This is a genomic window from Mycobacterium sp. 1165196.3, from assembly GCF_001673415.1.
In the GTDB taxonomy this organism is placed as follows: Bacteria; Actinomycetota; Actinomycetes; order Mycobacteriales; family Mycobacteriaceae; genus Mycobacterium; species Mycobacterium europaeum_A.
In genome coordinates this window covers 1-20061 of the sequence record NZ_LZLU01000166.1, presented here as the reverse complement: position 1 = coordinate 20061, position 20061 = coordinate 1, and the positions used below count along the sequence as shown (strand labels likewise).

3 protein-coding genes are annotated in these 20061 nt (G+C 69.3%); all 3 read left to right on the top strand.

Annotation, left to right across the window (positions count from 1 at the left end):
• The first annotated feature begins 32 nt into the window (after window positions 1-32).
• Complete coding sequence (locus A5659_RS17540) at window positions 33-10283, top strand: non-ribosomal peptide synthetase (protein WP_067182944.1); 10251 nt, start codon at window positions 33-35, stop codon at window positions 10281-10283.
• A complete protein-coding gene (locus A5659_RS17535; protein WP_067182891.1) occupies window positions 10280-17929 on the top strand; it encodes a non-ribosomal peptide synthetase in 7650 nt (2549 codons plus the stop codon). The genes A5659_RS17540 and A5659_RS17535 overlap by 4 nt, the downstream gene beginning before the upstream one ends.
• A gap of 622 nt (window positions 17930-18551) precedes the next feature.
• The coding region (locus A5659_RS17530; protein WP_156749255.1) for a condensation domain-containing protein at window positions 18552-20061 on the top strand (1510 nt) is incomplete at its 3' end.

The following is a 20061-nucleotide window of genomic DNA, read 5'->3' as shown; positions in this document are numbered from 1 at the left end:
CGGGGCGGATGGGCGGAGACTTGGGGGAGTCGATGGAACATGAGGACCGCGTACTTCCGCTAACACGCGGACAGCTGGACATCTGGCTGTCTCAGGAAGCCGGTTTCGTCGGCACGCAATGGCAGCTCGGTCTCCTGGTCAAAATCGAGGGCACCGTGCAGCACGATGCACTCGAACGAGCGATCTCCCAGGCCGTCGCCGAGGCCGAGCCGGGCAGGGTCTCGTTCTTCGAGGTCGACGGGCAGGTTGTACAGAAACCGGTCGACTACCCGCAGGTCGAGCTGACGCTCGACGACCTGAGGGGAGCGCCCGACCCGGTACAGGAAGCCCGCGAGAGGGCTTCCTGCATCCAGCGCACGCCGATGGCGCTGAACGGTCAGCTGTTCAAATTCGTGCTCTTTCAAACAGAGCACGAGGAATTTTACTTATTTGGTTGCTGCCACCACATCGCCATCGACGGTTTGGGCATGGCACTGGTTTGCCGCCGGGTAGCAACCATCTATTCGGCGATGGTGGCCGGCAAACCGATCCCCGACGCCTACTTCGGTTCGGTGCAAGACTTGGTCGACCTTGAGTCAAGCTACGAAGCCTCCGACGACTACGCGGAAGACAAGGCCTACTGGCGTGAGCATTTGCCGCCCGAGAGCGGCCCGGTCGATCGGCTGCCCGCCGCCGCGGGGGAGCAGGATCATTACTCGCCGTCCGCGTCGGTACAGCTGGACCCCTCCGTTGCCAACCGGATCAAAGAGTTGTCCAAGAAGCTGGCCATCCGCCGGTTCTCGGTCACCACCGCCGCGTGCGCGCTGCTGGTGCGCGGGTGGTCGGGTAGCGGTTCGGAAGTGGCGCTCGACTTTCCGGTCAGCCGGCGGGTCGTTCCTGAATCGAAAACGCTTCCCGCGATGCTCGCCGGCGTGGTGCCGCTGGTCCTGACGACGGAGCCGCAGTCTTCCGTCGCCGATTTCTGCAAGCACGTCGACACGCGAATCCGCGAACTTCTACGCCATCAACGCTTCCCGGTGCACACCCTGGAGGGTGACGGGGGACGGCAGGCGCCGAGCCGGGTCGGCATCAACTTCATTCCGTCCCGGCTCACGCTGGATCTCGCCGGCGCTCCAGCGACCGCGTCGTACACGAACCATGGTCCGGTCGGGCACTTCGGTTTGTTCTTCCTAGGCGCGGGTGACCAGTTATTTCTCAGCACCGCGGGCCCGGGCCAACCGTTCGCGAGCTTCGGCGTGGCCGACCTGGCGGGCCGGCTGCAGCAGATCCTCGAGGAGATGACCGCCGACCCGGACCGGCCGCTGTCGTCGATCGATCTGCTGACCCCCGACGAGCCCGCCCTTATCGACCAGTGGAGCAACCGGCCGGCACTGCACGACCCGGCGTCCGCGCCCGTGTCGATCCCCAAGGCGTTCGCCGAGCACGTGCAAAACACGCCCGAGGCGGTGGCGGTGACCTTCGGCGACCGCTCGCTGACTTACGCCGAGCTCGACGAAGCCTCAAACCGACTGGCGCACCTGCTCGCCGATCGCGGGCTGGGCCCGGGTGACCGCGTGGCGGTGCTATTTCCCCGCTGCGCCGACGCCATCGTTTCGATGCTGGCGGTGCTCAAGACCGGTGCGGCCTACGTGCCGATCGACCCCGCACACGCGTCGTCCCGGATGGATTTCGTGCTCGCCGACGCGGGACCCCGCGCGGTGATCACCACCGCCGACCTGCGCTCGCGGCTCGACGACCACGACGTCCTGGTCGTCGACGTCCACGACCCGGCCGTCGACAGCCAGCCCGGCACCGCGCTGCCGCTGCCGGCGCCGGAGAACACCGCGTACATCATCTACACCTCCGGAACCACCGGAACCCCCAAAGGCGTTGCCATTCCTCATCTCAACGTCACCTGGCTGATCGAGTCGCTCGACGCCGGCCTGCCCAAGGGCAACGTGTGGACCCAATGCCACTCGGCGGCCTTCGACTTCTCGGTCTGGGAGATCTTCGGCGCGCTGCTGCGGGGCAGGCGGCTGCTGATCGTCCCCGAATCGGTGGCGTCCTCCCCGGCGGATCTGCACGCGCTGCTGGTCGCGGAGAAAGTCAGCGTGCTGACCCAGACCCCGTCGGCCGTGGCGATGCTGCCGGCCGACGACCTGGAGTCGACCGCCTTGGTGGTGGCCGGTGAGGCCTGCCCGACCGACGTGGTCGATCGCTGGGCGGCGCCCGGACGCGTGATGCTCGATGCGTACGGCCCGACGGAGACCACGGTGTGCGCGTCGATCAGCAAGCCGTTGACGGCCGGGTCCTCGGTGGTGCCGATCGGCTCCCCGATAGCCGGCGCGGCGATGTTCGTGCTCGACAAATGGCTGCAGCCGGTGCCCGCCGGCGTGGTCGGCGAGCTGTACCTGGCGGGCCGCGGCGTCGGACACGGCTATGTGCGCCGGGCCGGGCTGACCTCAACGCGGTTCGTGGCCAACCCCTTTGGCGGTCCCGGCGCGCGGATGTACCGCACCGGCGACCTGGTGTGCTGGGGTCCGGACGGGCAGCTGCAGTACCTGGGCCGCGCCGACGAGCAGGTCAAGATCCGCGGCTACCGCATCGAACTCGGCGAGATCCAGGCCGTGTTGGCTGGCCTCGACGGAGTGGACCAGGCCGCGGTGATCGCCCGCGAGGACCGCCCCGGCGACAAGCGGCTGGTCGGTTACATCACCGGCACCGCCGACCCGGCCGCGCTGCGCGCCCAGTTGGCCGACAAGCTTCCGCCCTACATGGTCCCGACCGCGGTGATGGTGTTGGACACCCTGCCGCTGACCGGCAACGGCAAGCTCGACAAACGCGCCCTGCCCTCGCCCGAGTACGCCGCGAGTGAATATCGCGCCCCGGCCGACGCCATCGAGGAGATCCTGGCCGACATCTACGCCCAGGTGCTGGGCGTGGAACGCGTCGGCGTCGACGACTCCTTCTTCGACCTCGGCGGCGACAGCATCCTGTCGATGCAGGTGGTGTCGCGGGCCCGCGCGGCCGGCGTGATCTGCCGCCCGCGCGACATTTTCGTGGAGCAGACGGTCGCCCGCCTGGCGCGGGTGTCCGAGGTCGCCGCCGACGGTGAGCTCGGCGCGGTCGACGAGGGGATCGGGCCCGTGGTGGCCACCCCGATCATGCGCTGGCTGCAGACCATCGACGGCCCGATCGACGAGTTCAACCAGACCATGGTGCTGTCGGCACCGGCCGGCGTGACCGAAGCCGAGGTGACGGCGGTGCTGCAGGCGCTGCTCGACCGCCATTCCATGTTGCGGCTACGCGTGCAGGACGACGGCGCCGGCGGCTGGTCCCTCGAGGCGCCCGAGGCGGGGTCGGTGCAGGCCGGCGACTGCGTGCGTGCGGTCGACGCGTTGTCCGACGCGGCCTTGGTCGAGGCTCGCGGCCGGCTCAACATCGCCGACGGGATACTGGTGAGCGCGGTATGGGCAAGCGCGACAAACCAATTGGCGTTGGTCATTCACCACCTTGCCGTCGACGGCGTGTCGTGGCGGACCCTGATCGAAGACCTCAACATCGCCTGGGCCCAGCATCACAACGGCCAACCGGTGGAACTGCCGGTGCCAGGAACGTCTTTCGCCCGTTGGTCTTCGCTGCTGGCCGACTACGCGCAGACGCCGGCGGTGGCCGCGCAGGCCGACGCGTGGCGGCAGGTGGCAGCCACGCCGGCGGCATTGCCTGCGGCCGGGCCGGGGGACACCTACGCGACGGCCGGTCAGTTGTCGGCATCGTTGGATGTCGACACGACCCGGCTGCTGTTGGGGGAGGTGCCCGCGGCGTTTCACGCTGGGGTGCAAGACATTCTGTTGATCGCGTTCGGCTTGGCGTTCACCGAATTCCTGGGTGAGGCCGCGCCGATCGGTATCGACATCGAAGGGCACGGCCGCCACGAAGAGGTGGCCTCACGCGTTGACCTGTCGCGCACGGTGGGCTGGTTCACCACCAAATACCCTGCGGCGCTGAAGATCAACGGCCCCCTGAAGTGGTCGCAGGTGGTCGCCGGTGAGGCCGCACTCGGTGCGGTGATCAAGGACGCCAAGGAGCAGCTGCGCGCCCTGCCCGACGGCCTGACCTACGGACTGTTGCGCTACCTGAACGACGACGTCGACCTGCAGGGCGCAGACCCGGTGATCGGGTTCAACTACCTGGGCCGGCTGGCCGCGGGAGCCGACCTTTCCGAGGACCTGTGGCGGGTCAGCGAGGACAGCCTGTCGTCGGCGGCCGTGGCCACCGCGGTGGCAATGCCGTTGGCGCACACCGTGGAACTCAACGCCGGCACCATGGACACCGAGGCCGGCCCGAACCTGCACGCCAACTGGAGGTGGGCGCCGTCGGCGCTGACCGACGAGCAGGTAAACCGGTTGAGCCAGTTGTGGTTTGACGCGCTGACCGGCATCTGCGCGCACGTGCGCGGCGGTGGTGGCGGGTTGACCCCGTCCGACATCGCCCCCGCCCGACTGGACCAGCAGCAGATCGACGAGCTCTGCCGTGCGCACCAGATCGCCGACGTGTTGCCGCTCAGCCCCGTCCAGCAGGGGTTGCTGTTTCACACCAGCTTCGCGCAGGAACTCGAAGACCTCTACGCGGTGCAGCTCGCCATCACCGTAAGCGGTTCCCTTGACGCGCAACGGCTTCGCGAGGCGGTGCAGACCGTCGTCAACCGCCACCCCAACCTGGCGGCCCGCTTCATTGACGAATTCGGTGAGCCGGTGCAGATCATCCCGGCCAAGCCGGTGATGGCGTGGAACTACATCGAGCTGGACGGCGGCGATGTCGACGCGCAGGTCGAGCAGCTGGCCGCGGCCGAGCGCACCGCGGTCTGCGATCTGGGCGGGGAGTCCCCGTTCCGGGCGGCGTTGATCCGCACCGCGCCCGACCGGCACCGGTTCGTGCTGACCATTCACCACATCGTCATCGACGGCTGGTCGCTGCCGGTCCTGATGCGCGAAGTGTTCGCCGGCTACTACGGCGAGCGGCTGCCCGCGCCGCCGTCGTACCGCAGTTACCTGATGTGGCTGGCCGCGCAGGATCGTCTTGGCGCCCAAGCGGCTTGGGGCGAAGCCCTCGCCGGCTTCGAAGCCCCCACGCTGGTGGCGCCGCCGGGCAAGATCGGCCGGCGCGCCGTTGCCACCTACACGGTTTCGGCGGACACCACCCGCGCGCTGAGCGAACTGGCCCGCTCCAGCCGCACCACCGTCAGCACCGTGCTGCAGGGCGCGTGGGCGCAACTGTTGACGTGGCTGACCGGCCAGCACGACGTGGCCTTCGGCACCGCGGTCTCGGGCCGGCCCACCGAACTGGCCGGCGCGGACGCCATGGTCGGCTTGCTGATCAACACCGTGCCGGTGCGCGCCGACATCGCCGCCGCGACCACCGTCGCCGATCTGCTGGAGCAGCTGCAGCGCGCCCACGCCGAAACGCTCGAGCATGAACACTTGGCGCTCAACGAGATTCATCGCGTCACCGGACACGACCAACTGTTCGACACGCTGTTCCTCTACGAGAACTACCCGATCGACGCCGGTGCGCTGCTGGGCGTCAACGAGCTGGCGGTCACCGAGTTCAGCAGCCGCGAGTTCAACCACTACCCGCTTTCCGTGGTGGCCACGCCCGGGCACGAGCTGAGCCTGCGCGTCGAGTACGACACCGAGGTGTTCGATGCGTCCGCCGTCGAAACACTGATCGACCGGTTGCGTCAGGTGATGGCCTCGATGGCCGCCGATCCCGCGCAACGGCTTTCGTCGATCGACCTGCTCGACGCCGCCGAGCACGAGCGGCTCGATGCCTGGGGCAACCGGGCCATGCTGACCCAGCGGCGGCGGGCACCCGCGTCCATTCCGGCGTTGTTCGCCGCCCAGGTGGGCCGCGCCGCCGACGCCGTGGCGATCACCTGCGGCGAGCGGTCGTGGACCTACCGCGAGGTCGAAGAGTCGGCAAACCGGTTGGCGCACTTGCTTTCCGAGCGGGGCGCCGGGCCGGGTCAGCGGGTCGCGGTGGTGATCCCACGCTCGGCTGAAGCGGTGATGGCGATCTTCGCCGTCCTGAAGACCGGGGCGGCGTATGTGCCGATCGACCCGAGCGTGCCGGCGGCGCGGTTGGAGTTCGTGCTCGGTGATGCTGCGCCGATCGCCGCGCTGACCACCGCCGAGGTGCGGCCACAGCTGGACGGCTTCGACGGCCTGGTCATCGACATCGACGACCCCGTCGTGGGCAGCCAGCCCACGACGGCCCTGCCGGTGCCGGCCCCGGAGAACATCGCCTACATCATCTACACCTCGGGAACCACCGGAACCCCCAAGGGTGTGGCCATCCCGCACCACAACGTGACGTTGTTGCTGGAGACACTGGATGCTCAGCTCGGGTTGGGCCAGGTGTGGACGCAGTGTCACTCGCTGGCGTTTGACTTCTCGGTGTGGGAAGTCTTCGGGTCCTTGCTGTATGGCGGGCGTCTGGTGATCGTGCCGGATGCCGTGGTGCGCTCGGCTGAGGACTTGCACGCGTTGTTGGTTCGCGAGCAGGTGAGTGTGCTCAGTCAGACGCCGTCGGCGTTCTATGCGCTGCAGAGCGCCGATGCGTTGGCGCCCGAGCTGGGTGAGCAGCTGAAGTTGCAGACGGTGGTCTTCGGTGGCGAGGCGCTCGAGCCGCAGCGGTTGTCGACGTGGCTGCACCGCCATCCCGGCCTGCCCCGGATGATCAATATGTATGGCATCACCGAGACGACGGTGCACGCCTCGTTCCGGGAGATCGTCGACGGGGACGTCGACAGCAACGTCAGCCCCATCGGGGTGCCGCTGGCCAACCTCGCCTTCTTCGTGCTGGACGGCTGGCTGCGTCAGGTGCCCGTCGGTGTGGTCGGTGAGCTGTACGTCGCCGGCGGCGGGCTGGCCACCGGCTACGTCGGGCGGCCGGGGCTGTCGGCCACCCGCTTCGTCGCCTGCCCGTATGGGGCACCCGGCGCGCGGATGTATCGCACCGGTGACCTGGTCCGGTGGGGCGCTGACGGTCAGCTGCAATACATGGGCCGCGCCGACGAGCAGGTCAAGATCCGCGGCTACCGCATCGAGCTCGGCGAAATCCAGGCCGCCCTCGCCTCGCTGTCCGGGGTCGAGCACGCGGCGGTGATCGCCCGCGAGGACCGCCCCGGCGACAAGCGGCTGGTGGGCTACATCACCGGCACGGCCGACCCGGCCGAGGTCCGCGCCCAGCTCGGCGAGCGGTTGCCGAGCTACATGGTGCCCTCGGCGGTGGTGGTGCTCGAGGCGCTGCCCCTGACGGTCAACGGCAAGCTGGACACCCGCGCGCTGCCAGCGCCGGAATATTCCGACGCCGACCGCTACCGCGCCCCGGTGAGCGCGATCGAGGAGATCCTGGCCGGCATCTACGCCCAGGTGCTCGGCGTGGAACGCGTCGGCGTCGACGACTCCTTCTTCGACCTCGGCGGCGACAGCATCCTGTCGATGCAGGTGGTGGCCCGCGCCCGGGCGGCCGGGGTGGTGTGCCGCCCGCGCGACGTCTTCGTCGAGCAGACGGTGGCCCGGTTGGCGCGGGTCGCCACGGTGGCCAGCGGTGACGACGACGTCGTCGACGAGGGGCTCGGGCCGGTGGTGGCCACGCCGATCATGCGGTGGCTTCAGGACATGGACGGCCCCGTCGAGCAGTTCAACCAGACCATGGTGCTCGCGGCGCCCGCGGAGGTCACCTTCGACGACGTGCCGGTGGTGGTGCAGGCGCTGCTGGATCGGCACGCGATGCTGCGGCTGCGCGTCGAGGACGACGGCGTCGGCGGCTGGTCGCTCGAGGTGCCCGAGGCGGGCTCGATCCAGGCCGGCGACTGCGTGGAGTCGGTCGATGTGCTGTCCGAGGCGGCGCTGGTCGACGCCCGGTCGCGGCTGAACCTGGCCGACGGCGTGTTGGTGCGTGCCGTATGGGCAAGTGCGACAAACCAATTGGCGTTGATCATCCACCACCTGGCGGTGGACGGCGTGTCGTGGCGGACCCTGATCGAGGACCTCAACATCGCCTGGGCGCAGCACCACAGCGGGCAGCCGGTGGCCCTGCCGGTGGGCGGGACCTCGTTCGCCCGGTGGTCGTCGCTGCTGGACGAGTACGCGCGGCGCCCCGAGGTGGTCGAGCGGCTGGAGGAGTGGCGGCAGGTGGCCGCCGTGCCGGCGGTGTTGCCGCAGGCCCAGCCCGAGGACACCTACCTGACGGCCGGGCAGTTCTCGGCGTCGCTGGACGTCGAGACCACGCGGCTGCTGCTCAGCGAGGTGCCCGCGGCGTTCCACGCCGGTGTGCAAGACATCCTGTTGATCGCGTTCGGACTGGCCTGGACCCAGTTCGTGGGCACCGGCGCGCCGATCGCCATCGACGTGGAGGGTCACGGACGCAACGAGGAACTGGGCCCGCAGGTGGACCTGTCGCGCACGGTCGGCTGGTTCACCGCGAAGTACCCGGTGTCGCTGCGGGTCGGTGGGCTGTCCTGGGGCCAGGTCGTCGGCGGGGACGCGGCGCTGGGTGGGCTGGTCAAGGACGCCAAGGAACAACTGCGCGCTCTGCCGGACGGCTTGACCTACGGGTTGCTGCGCTATCTGAATCCCGAAGCGGCACTGGATGATCCGGATCCCGTCATCAGCTTCAACTATCTGGGTCGGCTCGGCGGTGGCGCCGCCGAATTGTCCGCCGAGCTGTGGCAGTTGGCCCCGGACAGCTTCGCGATGGCCGGCGCGGCGGGCGCGGTGGCGCTGCCGTTGCCGCACACGGTGGAGCTCAACGCCGGCACCATGGACACCGCGGACGGCCCGCACCTGCAGGCCAACTGGACCTGGGCGCTCTCTGCGCTGGACGAGAAGCAGATCAGCCGGCTCAGCGAGCTGTGGTTCGACGCACTCGCCGGCATCTGCGCGCACGTGCGCAACGGCGGCGGCGGGTTGACCCCGTCCGACGTCGCGCCCGCCCGCCTGAGCCAGCGCGACCTCGACGAACTGCAGCAGCGGTACCAGATCGCCGACGTGTTGCCACTGACGCCGTTGCAGCAGGGGCTGTTGTTCCACACCGGCACCGCCCAGGGTGGCGAAGAATCGGAAGACCTCTATGCCGTGCAGCTCGACATCTCGGTCACCGGTGCCATCGACCCCGAGCGGCTGCGCCAGGCGGTGCACGCCGTCATCACGCGCCATCCCAACGTGGTGGCCAGCTTCCTGGAGGACTTCGGGGAGCCGGTGCAGGTTCTCTCGGCCGACCCGGAGCTGGCCTGGCAGTACGTCGAGCTGGACGCCGGCGACGACGTCGAAGCACAGGTGGACCGGTTGTCCACCGCCGAACGCGTCGCCGTCTGCGATCTGGCCGGGCAGCCCCCGTTCCGGGGCACCCTGATCCGCACCGCGGAGAACACCTACCGATTCGTGCTCACCAACCACCACATCGTGCTCGACGGCTGGTCCAAGCCGCTCCTGCTGCAGGAGATCTTCGCCAGCTACTTCGGGGTGCGGCTACCGGCGCCGGTGCCGTATCGCAGCTTCATCACCTGGCTCTCGGAGCAGGATCGGGCCGCCGCGCAGGCCGCGTGGCGCGAGGTGCTCGAGGGCTTCGAGACCCCCACGCTGGTGGGGCCGTCGGGCCGCACCGGGCTCGGCCCGCGCGGCGTCGCCGAGTTCGCAGTGTCCGCGGAGACCAGTCGTTTGCTGGGCGAATTGGCCCGTTCGTGCCGCACGACGGTCAGCACGGTGTTGCAGGCGGCGTGGGCGCAGCTGCTGATGTGGCTTACCGGGCAGCACGATGTGGTGTTCGGCACAGCGGTTTCGGGTCGACCGACGGAATTGGCCGGATCCGACGCGATGGTGGGCCTTTTGATCAACACCGTTCCGGTGCGGGCCACGATCGGCGCCGAAACCACCATCGCCGACCTGCTTGACCAGCTGCAACGCGCCTACACCAACACCCTGGACCACCAGCATTTAGCACTGAATGAAATCCATCGTGTAACGGGACACGACCAAATTTTCGACACAATGTTCGTGTACGAGAACTATCCCATCGATACTGCCGCGCTATCGGCCGTGGACGAGTTAACTATTAGTGGATTCACGAATCGGGAATACAACCACTACCCGCTTTCGGTGCAAGCTGTGCCAGGCCACGAAATAGGTCTTCGCGTCGAGTTCGATACGGACGTGTTTGGCGAGGCGAGGACCGAGAAGCTAGTTGAGCGATTTCGGCGGGTGCTGGAAGCCATGACCGTGGACTTGGAGGAGCAGTCATGACCGTCGGTGCGGGACGGCGATTGTTGTCGATCGATCTGCTGGATGGCGGCGAGCACGACCGACTCGATGAGTGGGGTAACCGCGCCGTCCTGACCAAGCCGGTCAAATCTCCGAAATCGATCCCCGAGGTGTTCGCGACGCAGGTGGCGCGTGACCCTCAGGCCGTGGCGCTGACGTTCGGCGATCGCTCGCTGACCTATCGCGAGCTCGATGAGGCCGCCAACCGCCTGGCGCACCTGCTGGCCGAGCAGGGCGCGCGCCCAGGTGAGTGCGTCGCGTTGCTGTTCTCGCGTTCGGCCGAGGCAATCATCGCGATTCTCGCGGTGCTCAAGACCGGGGCCGCCTACCTCCCCATCGACCCGGCGCTGCCGTCCGCGCGCATGGAATTCATGCTCGGCGACGCCACACCGATCGCGGTGGTGACCACGGCCGGCCTGCGCACCCGGCTGGACGGATTCGACCTGCCCGTCATCGACGTCGACGAAGCCGCGGCGGACGGCCAGCCCAGCAGCGAGCTGCCCGGGCCGGCGCCCGAGGACATCGCGTACATGATCTACACCTCGGGCACCACGGGAACCCCCAAGGGCGTCGCGGTCACCCACCGCAACGTGACCGAGTTCCTGCGGACGTTGCACGCCGATCTGCCGACCGGGCCGGGGAAGGTCTGGTCGCAGTGGCACTCGCTGGTCTTCGACGTCTCCGTCTGGGAGATCTGGGGTGCGCTGCTGCACGGCGGCCGCCTCGTGGTGGTGCCCGAGTCCGTCGCCGGCTCACCCGATGAGCTGCACGCCCTGCTGGTCGCCGAGAAGGTCAACGTCCTGAGCCAGACCCCGTCGGCGGTGGGCATGCTCTCGCCGGAGGGCCTGGACGACACCGCCCTGGTGGTGGCCGGTGAGGCCTGCCCGGCCGAGGTGGTCGACCGGTGGGCGCCGGGACGGGTGATGATCAACGCCTACGGCCCGACCGAGGCCACCGTGTACGCCGCGATGAGCACGCCGTTGGCGGGCGACTCCGGGGCCCCGCCGATCGGCTCGCCGGTTCCCGGCGCGGCGTTGTTCGTGCTGGACAAGTGGCTGCGGCCGGCGCCGGAAGGCGTGGTCGGTGAGCTGTATGTGGCCGGCCGCGGCGTCGCCACCGGCTACGCCCGCCGGTCCGGATTGACGGCCTCGCGCTTTGTGGCCTGCCCGTTCGGCGGGCCGGGCGCGCGGATGTACCGCACCGGTGACCTGGTCCGCTGGGGCGCCGACGGCCAGTTGCAGTACCTTGGTCGCGCCGACGAGCAGGTCAAGATCCGCGGCTACCGCATCGAGCTCGGCGAGATCCAGTCGGCGCTGGCCGCGCTGGACGGCGTGGACCAGGCGGCGGTGATCGCCCGCGAGGACCGCCCCGGCGACAAGCGCCTGGTGGGTTACATCACCGGGACCGCCGACCCGACCGAACTGCGCACCCAGCTGGGCAAGCGGCTGCCGGCCTACATGGTCCCGGCCGCGGTCGTCGTGCTGGAAAGCCTGCCGCTGACGGTCAATGGCAAGCTGGACAAGCGCGCCCTGCCCGCGCCCGAGTACCACAAGCGCGGCGGCCAGTACCGCGCCCCCAGCAACCACACCGAGGAGATCCTGGCCGGCATCTACGCCCAGGTGCTGGGTGTGGAGCGGGTCGGTGTGGACGACTCGTTCTTCGATCTGGGCGGCGACAGCATCCTGTCGATGCAGGTGGTGGCCCGCGCCCGCGCGGCCGGCGTGATGTGCCGCCCGCGCGACGTGTTCGTCGAACAGACCGTCGCCCGGCTGGCCCGCGTGGCCACCGACGGCGCCGACCAGGACGACGTGGTCGACGAGGGGATCGGGCCGGTGCTGGCCACCCCGATCATGCACTGGCTGCAAACCGTGCAAGGCCCGATCGACGACTTCAACCAGACCATGGTGCTGGCCGCTCCCGCGGGCGTCACCTCCGACGTCGTCGTCGTCGTGCTGCAGGCCCTGCTGGACCGGCACCCCATGCTGCGGCTGCGCGTCGAGGACGACGGCGAGGGCGGCTGGTCGCTGCACGCGCCCGAACCGGGCACCGTGCAGGCCGGCGACTGCCTGCAGACCGTCGACGAGCTGTCCGATACCACGCTGGTGGCGGCCCGGTCCCGACTGAACCCGGGCGCCGGAATCATGGTGAGCGCCGTCTGGGCAAGCGAGACAAGCCAATTGGCGTTGATCATCCACCACGTGGCCGTCGACGGCGTGTCGTGGCGGACCCTGATCGAAGACCTCAACATCGCCTGGGCGCAGCACCACAGCGGCCAGCCGGTGGCGCTGCCCGCCGGCGGCACCTCGTTCGCCCGCTGGTCCTCGCTGCTTGCCGAGCACGCGTTGAGCCCCGAGGTGGTCGAGCAGGCCGACGCCTGGCGCGAGGTCGTCGCCACCCCGGCCGTGCTGCCCGCGGTGCGCCCCGAGGAGGACACCTACCAGACCGCCGAGCAGCTCTCGGTGTCGCTGGACGTCGAGACCACCCGGCTGCTGCTGGGTGAGGTGCCCGCGGCGTTCCACGCCGGCGTGCAGGACATCCTGTTGATCGCGTTCGGGATGGCCTGGACGCAGTTCCTGGGTAAGAGCACGCCGATCGGCATCGACGTCGAGGGCCACGGCCGCCAGGAAGAGCTGGGCCCGCACGTCGACCTGTCCCGCACCGTCGGCTGGTTCACCACCAAATACCCGGTGTCGTTGACGGTCGACGGCCTGGACTGGTCGAACGTGGTCGCCGGCGACCACGCGCTGGGCGCGGCGGTCAAGGCCACCAAGGAGCAGCTGCGTGCCCTGCCCGACGGGCTGACCTACGGCCTGCTGCGCTACCTGAACCCCGACATCGACCTGGGTGGAACCGACCCGGTGATCGGCTTCAACTACCTGGGACGGCTCGGCGCGGCCGCCGACCTGCCCGGCGAGTTGTGGCGGCTGAGCCCGGACAGCCTGTCGCTGAGCGGCGCGGCCGCGGCGGTCGCGATGCCGCTGATGCACACCGTCGACCTCAACGCCGGCACCATGGACACCGAGGAAGGCCCGCACCTGCACGCCAACTGGACGTGGGCGGCCTCGGCGATGGACCGCGAGCAGATCAGCCGGCTCAGCCAGCTGTGGTTCGAGGCCCTCACCGGGATCTGCGCCCACGTGCAGGGCGGCGGCGGCGGGTTGACCCCGTCCGACATCGCACCCGCGCGCCTGAACCAGCGCCAGATCGACGAGCTGAGCAAGCAGCACCAGGTCGCCGACATCCTGCCGCTGACCCCGCTGCAACAGGGCCTGCTGTTCCACGCCAGCTTCGCGCAGGACCCGGGCGACGACGTCTACGCGGTGCAGCTCGGCATCACCGTGACCGGCGAGCTGGACTCGCACCGCCTGCACGACGCGGTGCACACCGTGGTCAACCGCCACCCCAACCTGGCGGCCCGGTTCTGCCCGCAGTTCGGCGAGCCCGTCCAGGTCATCCCGGCCGACCCGGTCATGGCCTGGCGGTACATCCAGCTGGGCGCCGAGGATCTGGACCCCGAGCAGCGGGTCGAGGAGCTGTGCGCCGCCGAACGTGCCGCGGTCAGCGATCTGGCCAACCGGCCGGCATTCCGCGCCGCGCTGATCCGCACCGCGGACAACCGGTACCGGTTCGTGCTGACCAACCACCACATCGTCATGGACGGCTGGTCGCTGCCCATCCTGCTGCGCGAGATCCTCGCCAACTACTACGGGGACCAGCTGCCCGCGCCGGCCACCTACCGCAGCTACCTGACCTGGCTGGCCAGCCAGGATCGCACGGCCGCGCAAGCCGCGTGGCGGCAGGTGCTCGACGGATTCGACACCCCCACCCTGGTGGGACCGGCCGGCCGGATGCGGCTGGGCCGGCGGGCCGTCGAGTCCTACCGGCTGTCCGCGGAGACCACGCGCGCCCTGGGCGAGCTGGCCCGCACCTGCCACACCACCGTCAACACCGTGCTGCAGGCCGCGTGGGCGCAGCTGCTGATGCGGCTGACCGGCCAGCATGACGTCGCGTTCGGCACCGCGGTGTCGGGCCGGCCGGCCGACCTGATCGGCGCCGAGTCCATGGTGGGTCTGCTGATCAACACCGTGCCGGTGCGGGCCAGCATCACCGCGGAGACCACCGTCGCCGACGTGCTGGACCAGTTGCAGCAACACCACAACGACACCCTCGAACACGAGCACCTGGCGCTGAGCGACATCCACCACGTGACCGGTCACGACGCGCTGTTCGACACCTTGTTCCTGTACGAGAACTATCCGATCGACACCAGCGTGCCGTTGGGCTTCCACGAGCTGGCCATCACGGATGTCACCAACCGCGAGTACAACCACTACCCGCTGTCAGTGATGGCGCTGCCGGGCCGGGAACTCGGCCTGCGCGTCGAGTTCGACACCGACGTGTTCGACGCGGCCGGCATCGAGAAGCTGACCGAGAGGTTCCAGCGGGTGCTGTCCGAGATGACGGCCGATCCGACCCGACGGCTGATGTCGCTGGACGTCGTGGACGAGCACGAGCACGCCTGGCTCGACGAGCGCGGCAACCGCGGGGTGCTGAGCCAGCCGCCGACCGCCAAGTCGATCCCCGCGATGTTCGCCGCCCAGGTGGCCAGCACCCCGGACGCGCCGGCGCTGACCTTCGACGGCAGCACGATGACGTACCGGGAGCTCGACGAGGCCGCCAACCGGATGGCGCACCTGCTGACCGAAGAGGGCGCCGGGCCGGGCGAGCGGGTCGCGCTGTTGTTCTCGCGGTCCGCCGACGCGATCGTCGCCATCCTTGCGGTGCTCAAGACCGGGGCGGCGTACCTGCCGATCGACCCGGCGCTGCCGGCCGCCCGGATCGAATTCCTGCTCACCGACGCCGAGCCGGTCGCCGTGGTCACCACCTCGGCGCTGCGGGAGCGGCTGGACGGCTGCAGCCCGACGGTCATCGACGTCGACGACCCGGCGCTGGCCAACCAGCCCGGCACGGCGCTGCCGATGCCGTCGTCGGACAACATCGCCTACGTCATCTACACCTCGGGAACCACCGGTGTCCCCAAGGGTGTGGCCGTCACGCACGCGAACGTCGCGCAGTTGGTGGAGACGCTGCACGCCGACCTGCCGGAGGCGGGGGTGTGGGCGCAGTGGCACTCACTGGTCTTCGACGTCTCAGTGCACGAGATCTGGGGCGCGCTGCTGCACGGCGGCCGCCTGGTGGTGGTGCCCGAGTCGGTCGCGGCCGCGCCCGACGAGCTGCACGCGCTGTTGGTCGCCGAACAGGTCACCGTGCTGAGCCAGACCCCGTCGGCGGTCGGCATGCTCTCGCCCGAGGGCCTGGAGTCGACGGCGCTGGTGGTTGCCGGTGAGGCCTGCCCGGTCGAGGTCGTCGACCGGTGGGCGCCGGGACGGGTGATGATCAACGCCTACGGCCCGACGGAGGCCACGGTCTACGCAGCCATGAGCGCGCCGCTGAGGAGCGGCACGGGATCGGCGCCCATCGGTTCGCCGGTGCCGCGCGCCGCGCTGTTCGTGCTGGACCGGTGGCTGCGCCCGGCACCCGAGGGTGTCGTCGGCGAGCTGTACATCGCCGGTCACGGTGTGGCGACCGGGTATTCACGCCGGCCCGGCCTGACGGCGGGGCGCTTCGTCGCCTGCCCGTTCGGCAGCCCGGGTTCGCGGATGTATCGCACCGGCGACCTGGTCCGCTGGGGCCGCGACGGTCAGCTCGAGTACCTGGGCCGCGCCGACGAGCAGGTCAAGCTGCGCGGCTACCGCATCGAGCTCGGTGAGGTGCAGGCCGCCCTGGCCGCGCTCGACGGCGTCGAGCAGGCCGCGGTGATCGCCCGCGAGGACCGCCCCGGCGACAAGCGCCTGGTCGGCTACATCACCGGAACCGCCGACCCGGTCGGCATCCGCGTCCAGCTGGCCGACCGGCTGCCCGCCTACATGGTGCCGGCCGCGGTGGTGGTGTTGGACGCGCTGCCGCTGACGGTCAACGGCAAGCTGGACAGGCGCGCCCTGCCCGCACCGGAGTACCAGAAGCGCGGCGGCGAGTACGTCGCGCCGGGCGACCCCACCGAAGAGATCGTCGCCGACGTCTTCGCCCGCGTCCTCGGCATGGACCGGGTGTCGGTCGAGGACTCCTTCTTCGAGCTGGGCGGGGACTCGCTGTCCGCGATGCGGGTGATCGCCGAGATCAACACCGCCGTCGACGGCGCGCTGTCGGTGCGCACCCTGTTCGACTCGCAAACGGTCCGCAGCCTGAGCCAGCGGATCACCAGTGGGGCCGACACCGAGGGCGCCGCCGGACCCGGCTTTGCGGCGGTGCACGGCGCCGACGCCAAGGAGGTGCACGCCCGCGACCTCACCCTGGACAAGTTCATCGACGCGACGACGCTGTCGACCGCGCCGACGCTGCCCGGGCCGAGCGCCGAGGTCCGGACGGTCCTGCTGACCGGTGCCACCGGGTTCCTGGGCCGCTACCTGGTGCTCGAATGGCTCGAGCAGCTGGAAGTCGTGGGCGGCAAGCTGATCTGCCTGGTGCGGGCCAAGTCCGACGAGGACGCGTGGGCCCGGTTGGAGAAGACCTTCAACAGCGGCGACCCGGAACTGCTGGCGCACTTCCAGGAACTGGCCGAGGAGCACCTGCAGGTCGTCGCCGGCGACAAGGGCCAGGCCAACCTCGGCCTGGACGAGGCGACCTGGCAGCGGCTGGCCGACACCGTCGACCTGATCGTCGACTCGGCGGCCGTCGTCAACGGCGTCCTGCCCTACAACGAGCTGTTCACCCCCAACGTCGGGGGCACCGCGGAGCTGATCCGGTTGGCGCTCACCACCAAGAAGAAGCCGTACGCATATGTGTCGACTTCAGACGTGGGCCGCCAGATCGACCCGGCGGCGTTCACCGAGGACGCCGACATCCGGGTCATCAGCGCCACCCGCGTCATCGACGGCGGCTACGCCAACGGGTACGGCAACAGCAAGTGGGCGGGCGAGGTCCTGTTGCGCGAGGCGCACGACCTGTGCGGGCTGCCGGTCTCGGTGTTCCGCTCCGACATGATCCTGGCCGACACCAGTTACGCCGGCCAGCTCAACGTCGCGGACATCTTCACCCGGATGATCCTGAGCGTCGTGGCCACCGGCGTCGCGCCCAAGTCGTTCTATCAGCTCGACGCCGATGGCAACCGGCAGAGCGCGCACTTCGACGGCCTGCCCGTCGAGTTCGTCGCCGAGGCGATCGCCAAGCTGGGCGCCCAGGTGATGGACGGGTTCGAGACGTACCACGTGATGAACCCGCACGACGACGGCATCGGCCTCGACCAATACGTCGATTGGCTGATCGAAGCGGGCTACCCGATCGAACGCGTCGACGACTTCGGCGAGTGGCTGCAACGCTTCGAGACCGGCCTGCGGGGTCTGCCGGAGCGGCAGCGGCAGAACTCGGTGCTGCAGATGTTGATGTTGCTGCTGCGCGACCCGAAGAACCTGCAACCCGCCGAACCGGCCCGGGGCGCCTTCGCGCCGACGGATCGCTTCCGCGCCGCCGTGCAGGAAGCGAAGGTCGGCTCCGACAACGACATCCCGCATGTGAGCGCGCCGGTGATCGTCAAGTACGTCACCGATCTGCAGCTGCTCGGTTTGCTGTAATCCCTCCGGGGAGTCCGAAAGCGGCGTGGTCCTTCCGGGCCACGCCGCTTTTGCGTCATGCGCGATTCGTTTTGATGGTCGGGTACCGGCGGCGGGGACCTGATCGCCTATAACGCGGCGATAACGGTCTATGCCGCAGTGCGTGGCGACCAACGCCGAAACCCCCCCAAAAACATGCCATACCGTATGGTGCTGAGAGCATCTTAACCAGTACTTGAGGTATGTATCAAGGCCTGAAGGCTGAGTTAAAACCATCCTTTTGGGGGATTCACAGGACATCAAGTTTGGATAACCCTGGACCAACGGGGTGGTCGTCTATTAGCCTTCCAAACTGTTGCACTCATGTTGACTACGGCGTCATCGGAGTGGGGAGCGTCAACCGTGTTGTGGCGGCGACGCTTCCCGGCCCAGTCGTCCCGGCCAACGACGAGCGGCAACCGAGGTTGCGGTCGGTCTTTGCCGACGCTACGCCCGATCGCCGGGTGAAGCGCCGCGAAGTAGACCGCGCCGAGTGCCGGGGCTACCTCGAGCAGCAGCGCACCGGGCTACGGCCCGAACGCCCGCCCGAGCGGCCCCACTCAACCGGGGGGTTGAAAGGAACGCCCTGTGGTTGGGGAGATGGATGGAGCTTGACGGCCGAACGCTTCCGCTCACTCGCGGACAGCTAGACCTATGGCTTGCGCAGCAGACGGGTCACTCCGACACGGAGTGGCAGCTGGGACTGTTCGTGCGGATCAACGGCACGGTCCAGCGCGACGCCTTGCAGTGGGCGATCCGGCAAGCCGTGCACGAAGCGGAACCGACCAGGGTCGCCTTCGTCGAGGTCGACGGCGACGTCGTCCAGCGCCCGATCGACAACCCGAACGTCGAGCTGACGTTCGACAACCTGAGCGACCTGCCCGAGCCCGTCGAAGAAGCCCGGCGCAGAGCGCTGGCCATCCAGCGAACGCCCATGCCGCTCACCGGGCCGCTGTTCAAGTTCGTTCTCTTTCAGACCCGGCGCGACGAGTACTTCTTGTTCGCCTGCTGCCACCACATCGTGATCGACGGGACCGGCGTCGGGCTGGTCGGCCATCGGATCGCCTCCATCTACTCCGCGATCGTGTCCGCCGGACCCATCCCGACGGCCGTCTTCGGCTCACTGCGCGAGCTGGTCGACTGCGAATCTCGCTACGAGGCATCCGCCGAGTACCGGGATGACGAGGCCTACTGGCTGGCGAACCTGCCGCCCGAACGCGACGGGCAGCACCGCGTTTCCGACGGCGCGGGGGAGCGTAATCCGTGGCCGTCGGCTCCGGTGGCGCTGGACCCCGGGGTGGTGCGCCGGGTGCACCGGTTCTCCGACGTGTGGGGCGTATCCCAGACGTCGGTCATCACCGCGGCCTGCGCCCTGTTGGTCCGCGGCTGGTGCCCCGACGGTCCGGAGGTGGTGCTCGATTTCCCGGTCAGCCGCCGCGTGCGCCCGGAGCTGAAGACGCTTCCCGGAATGGTTGCCGGCGTTGTGCCGCTGGTGATCACCGCCGCGCCGGCATCGACGGTCGCCGAGTTCTGCAAACACGTCGAGGCGCGCATCGACGAGGCGGTAGCGCACCAGCGATTCCCGGTGCACGCGCTCGAGCGCAAGGTCCGCGGCCTGACGAAGTCGCCGGAGCGGGTCAGCGTCAACTTCATCCCGTCGGCATTCACGTTGCCCTTCGGCGGTGTCACGGCCTCGGCCTCCTACACGAATTCCGGTCAGGCGGACGGCTTCGGCCTCATCTTCACCAGTGACGGCGACCAACTCTTCCTCAGCACCGCGGGCAGGTGGGCGCCCTGGTCTGGCCTCGACGCCCCCGACCTTGCCGCGCTACTGCAGCGGCTACTGGTTGCGATGACGGCTGACCCGACCCGGCCGCTGCTGGCGCTGGATGTGATCGACGAGAACGCGCACGCCCGGCTGGCCGCGTGGGGCAATGCGTCGGCGTTGGGTCGTGCGGTGGTGCCGGCGTCGGTGGTGGAGTTGTTCGGCGGGCAGGTGGCGCGGACTCCGGACGCGGTGGCGGTGACGTTCGAGGACCGGTCCATGTCCTATCGGGAGCTTGACGAGGCGGCCAATCGGTTAGCGCATCTGCTGGTCGAGTCCGGCGCGGGCC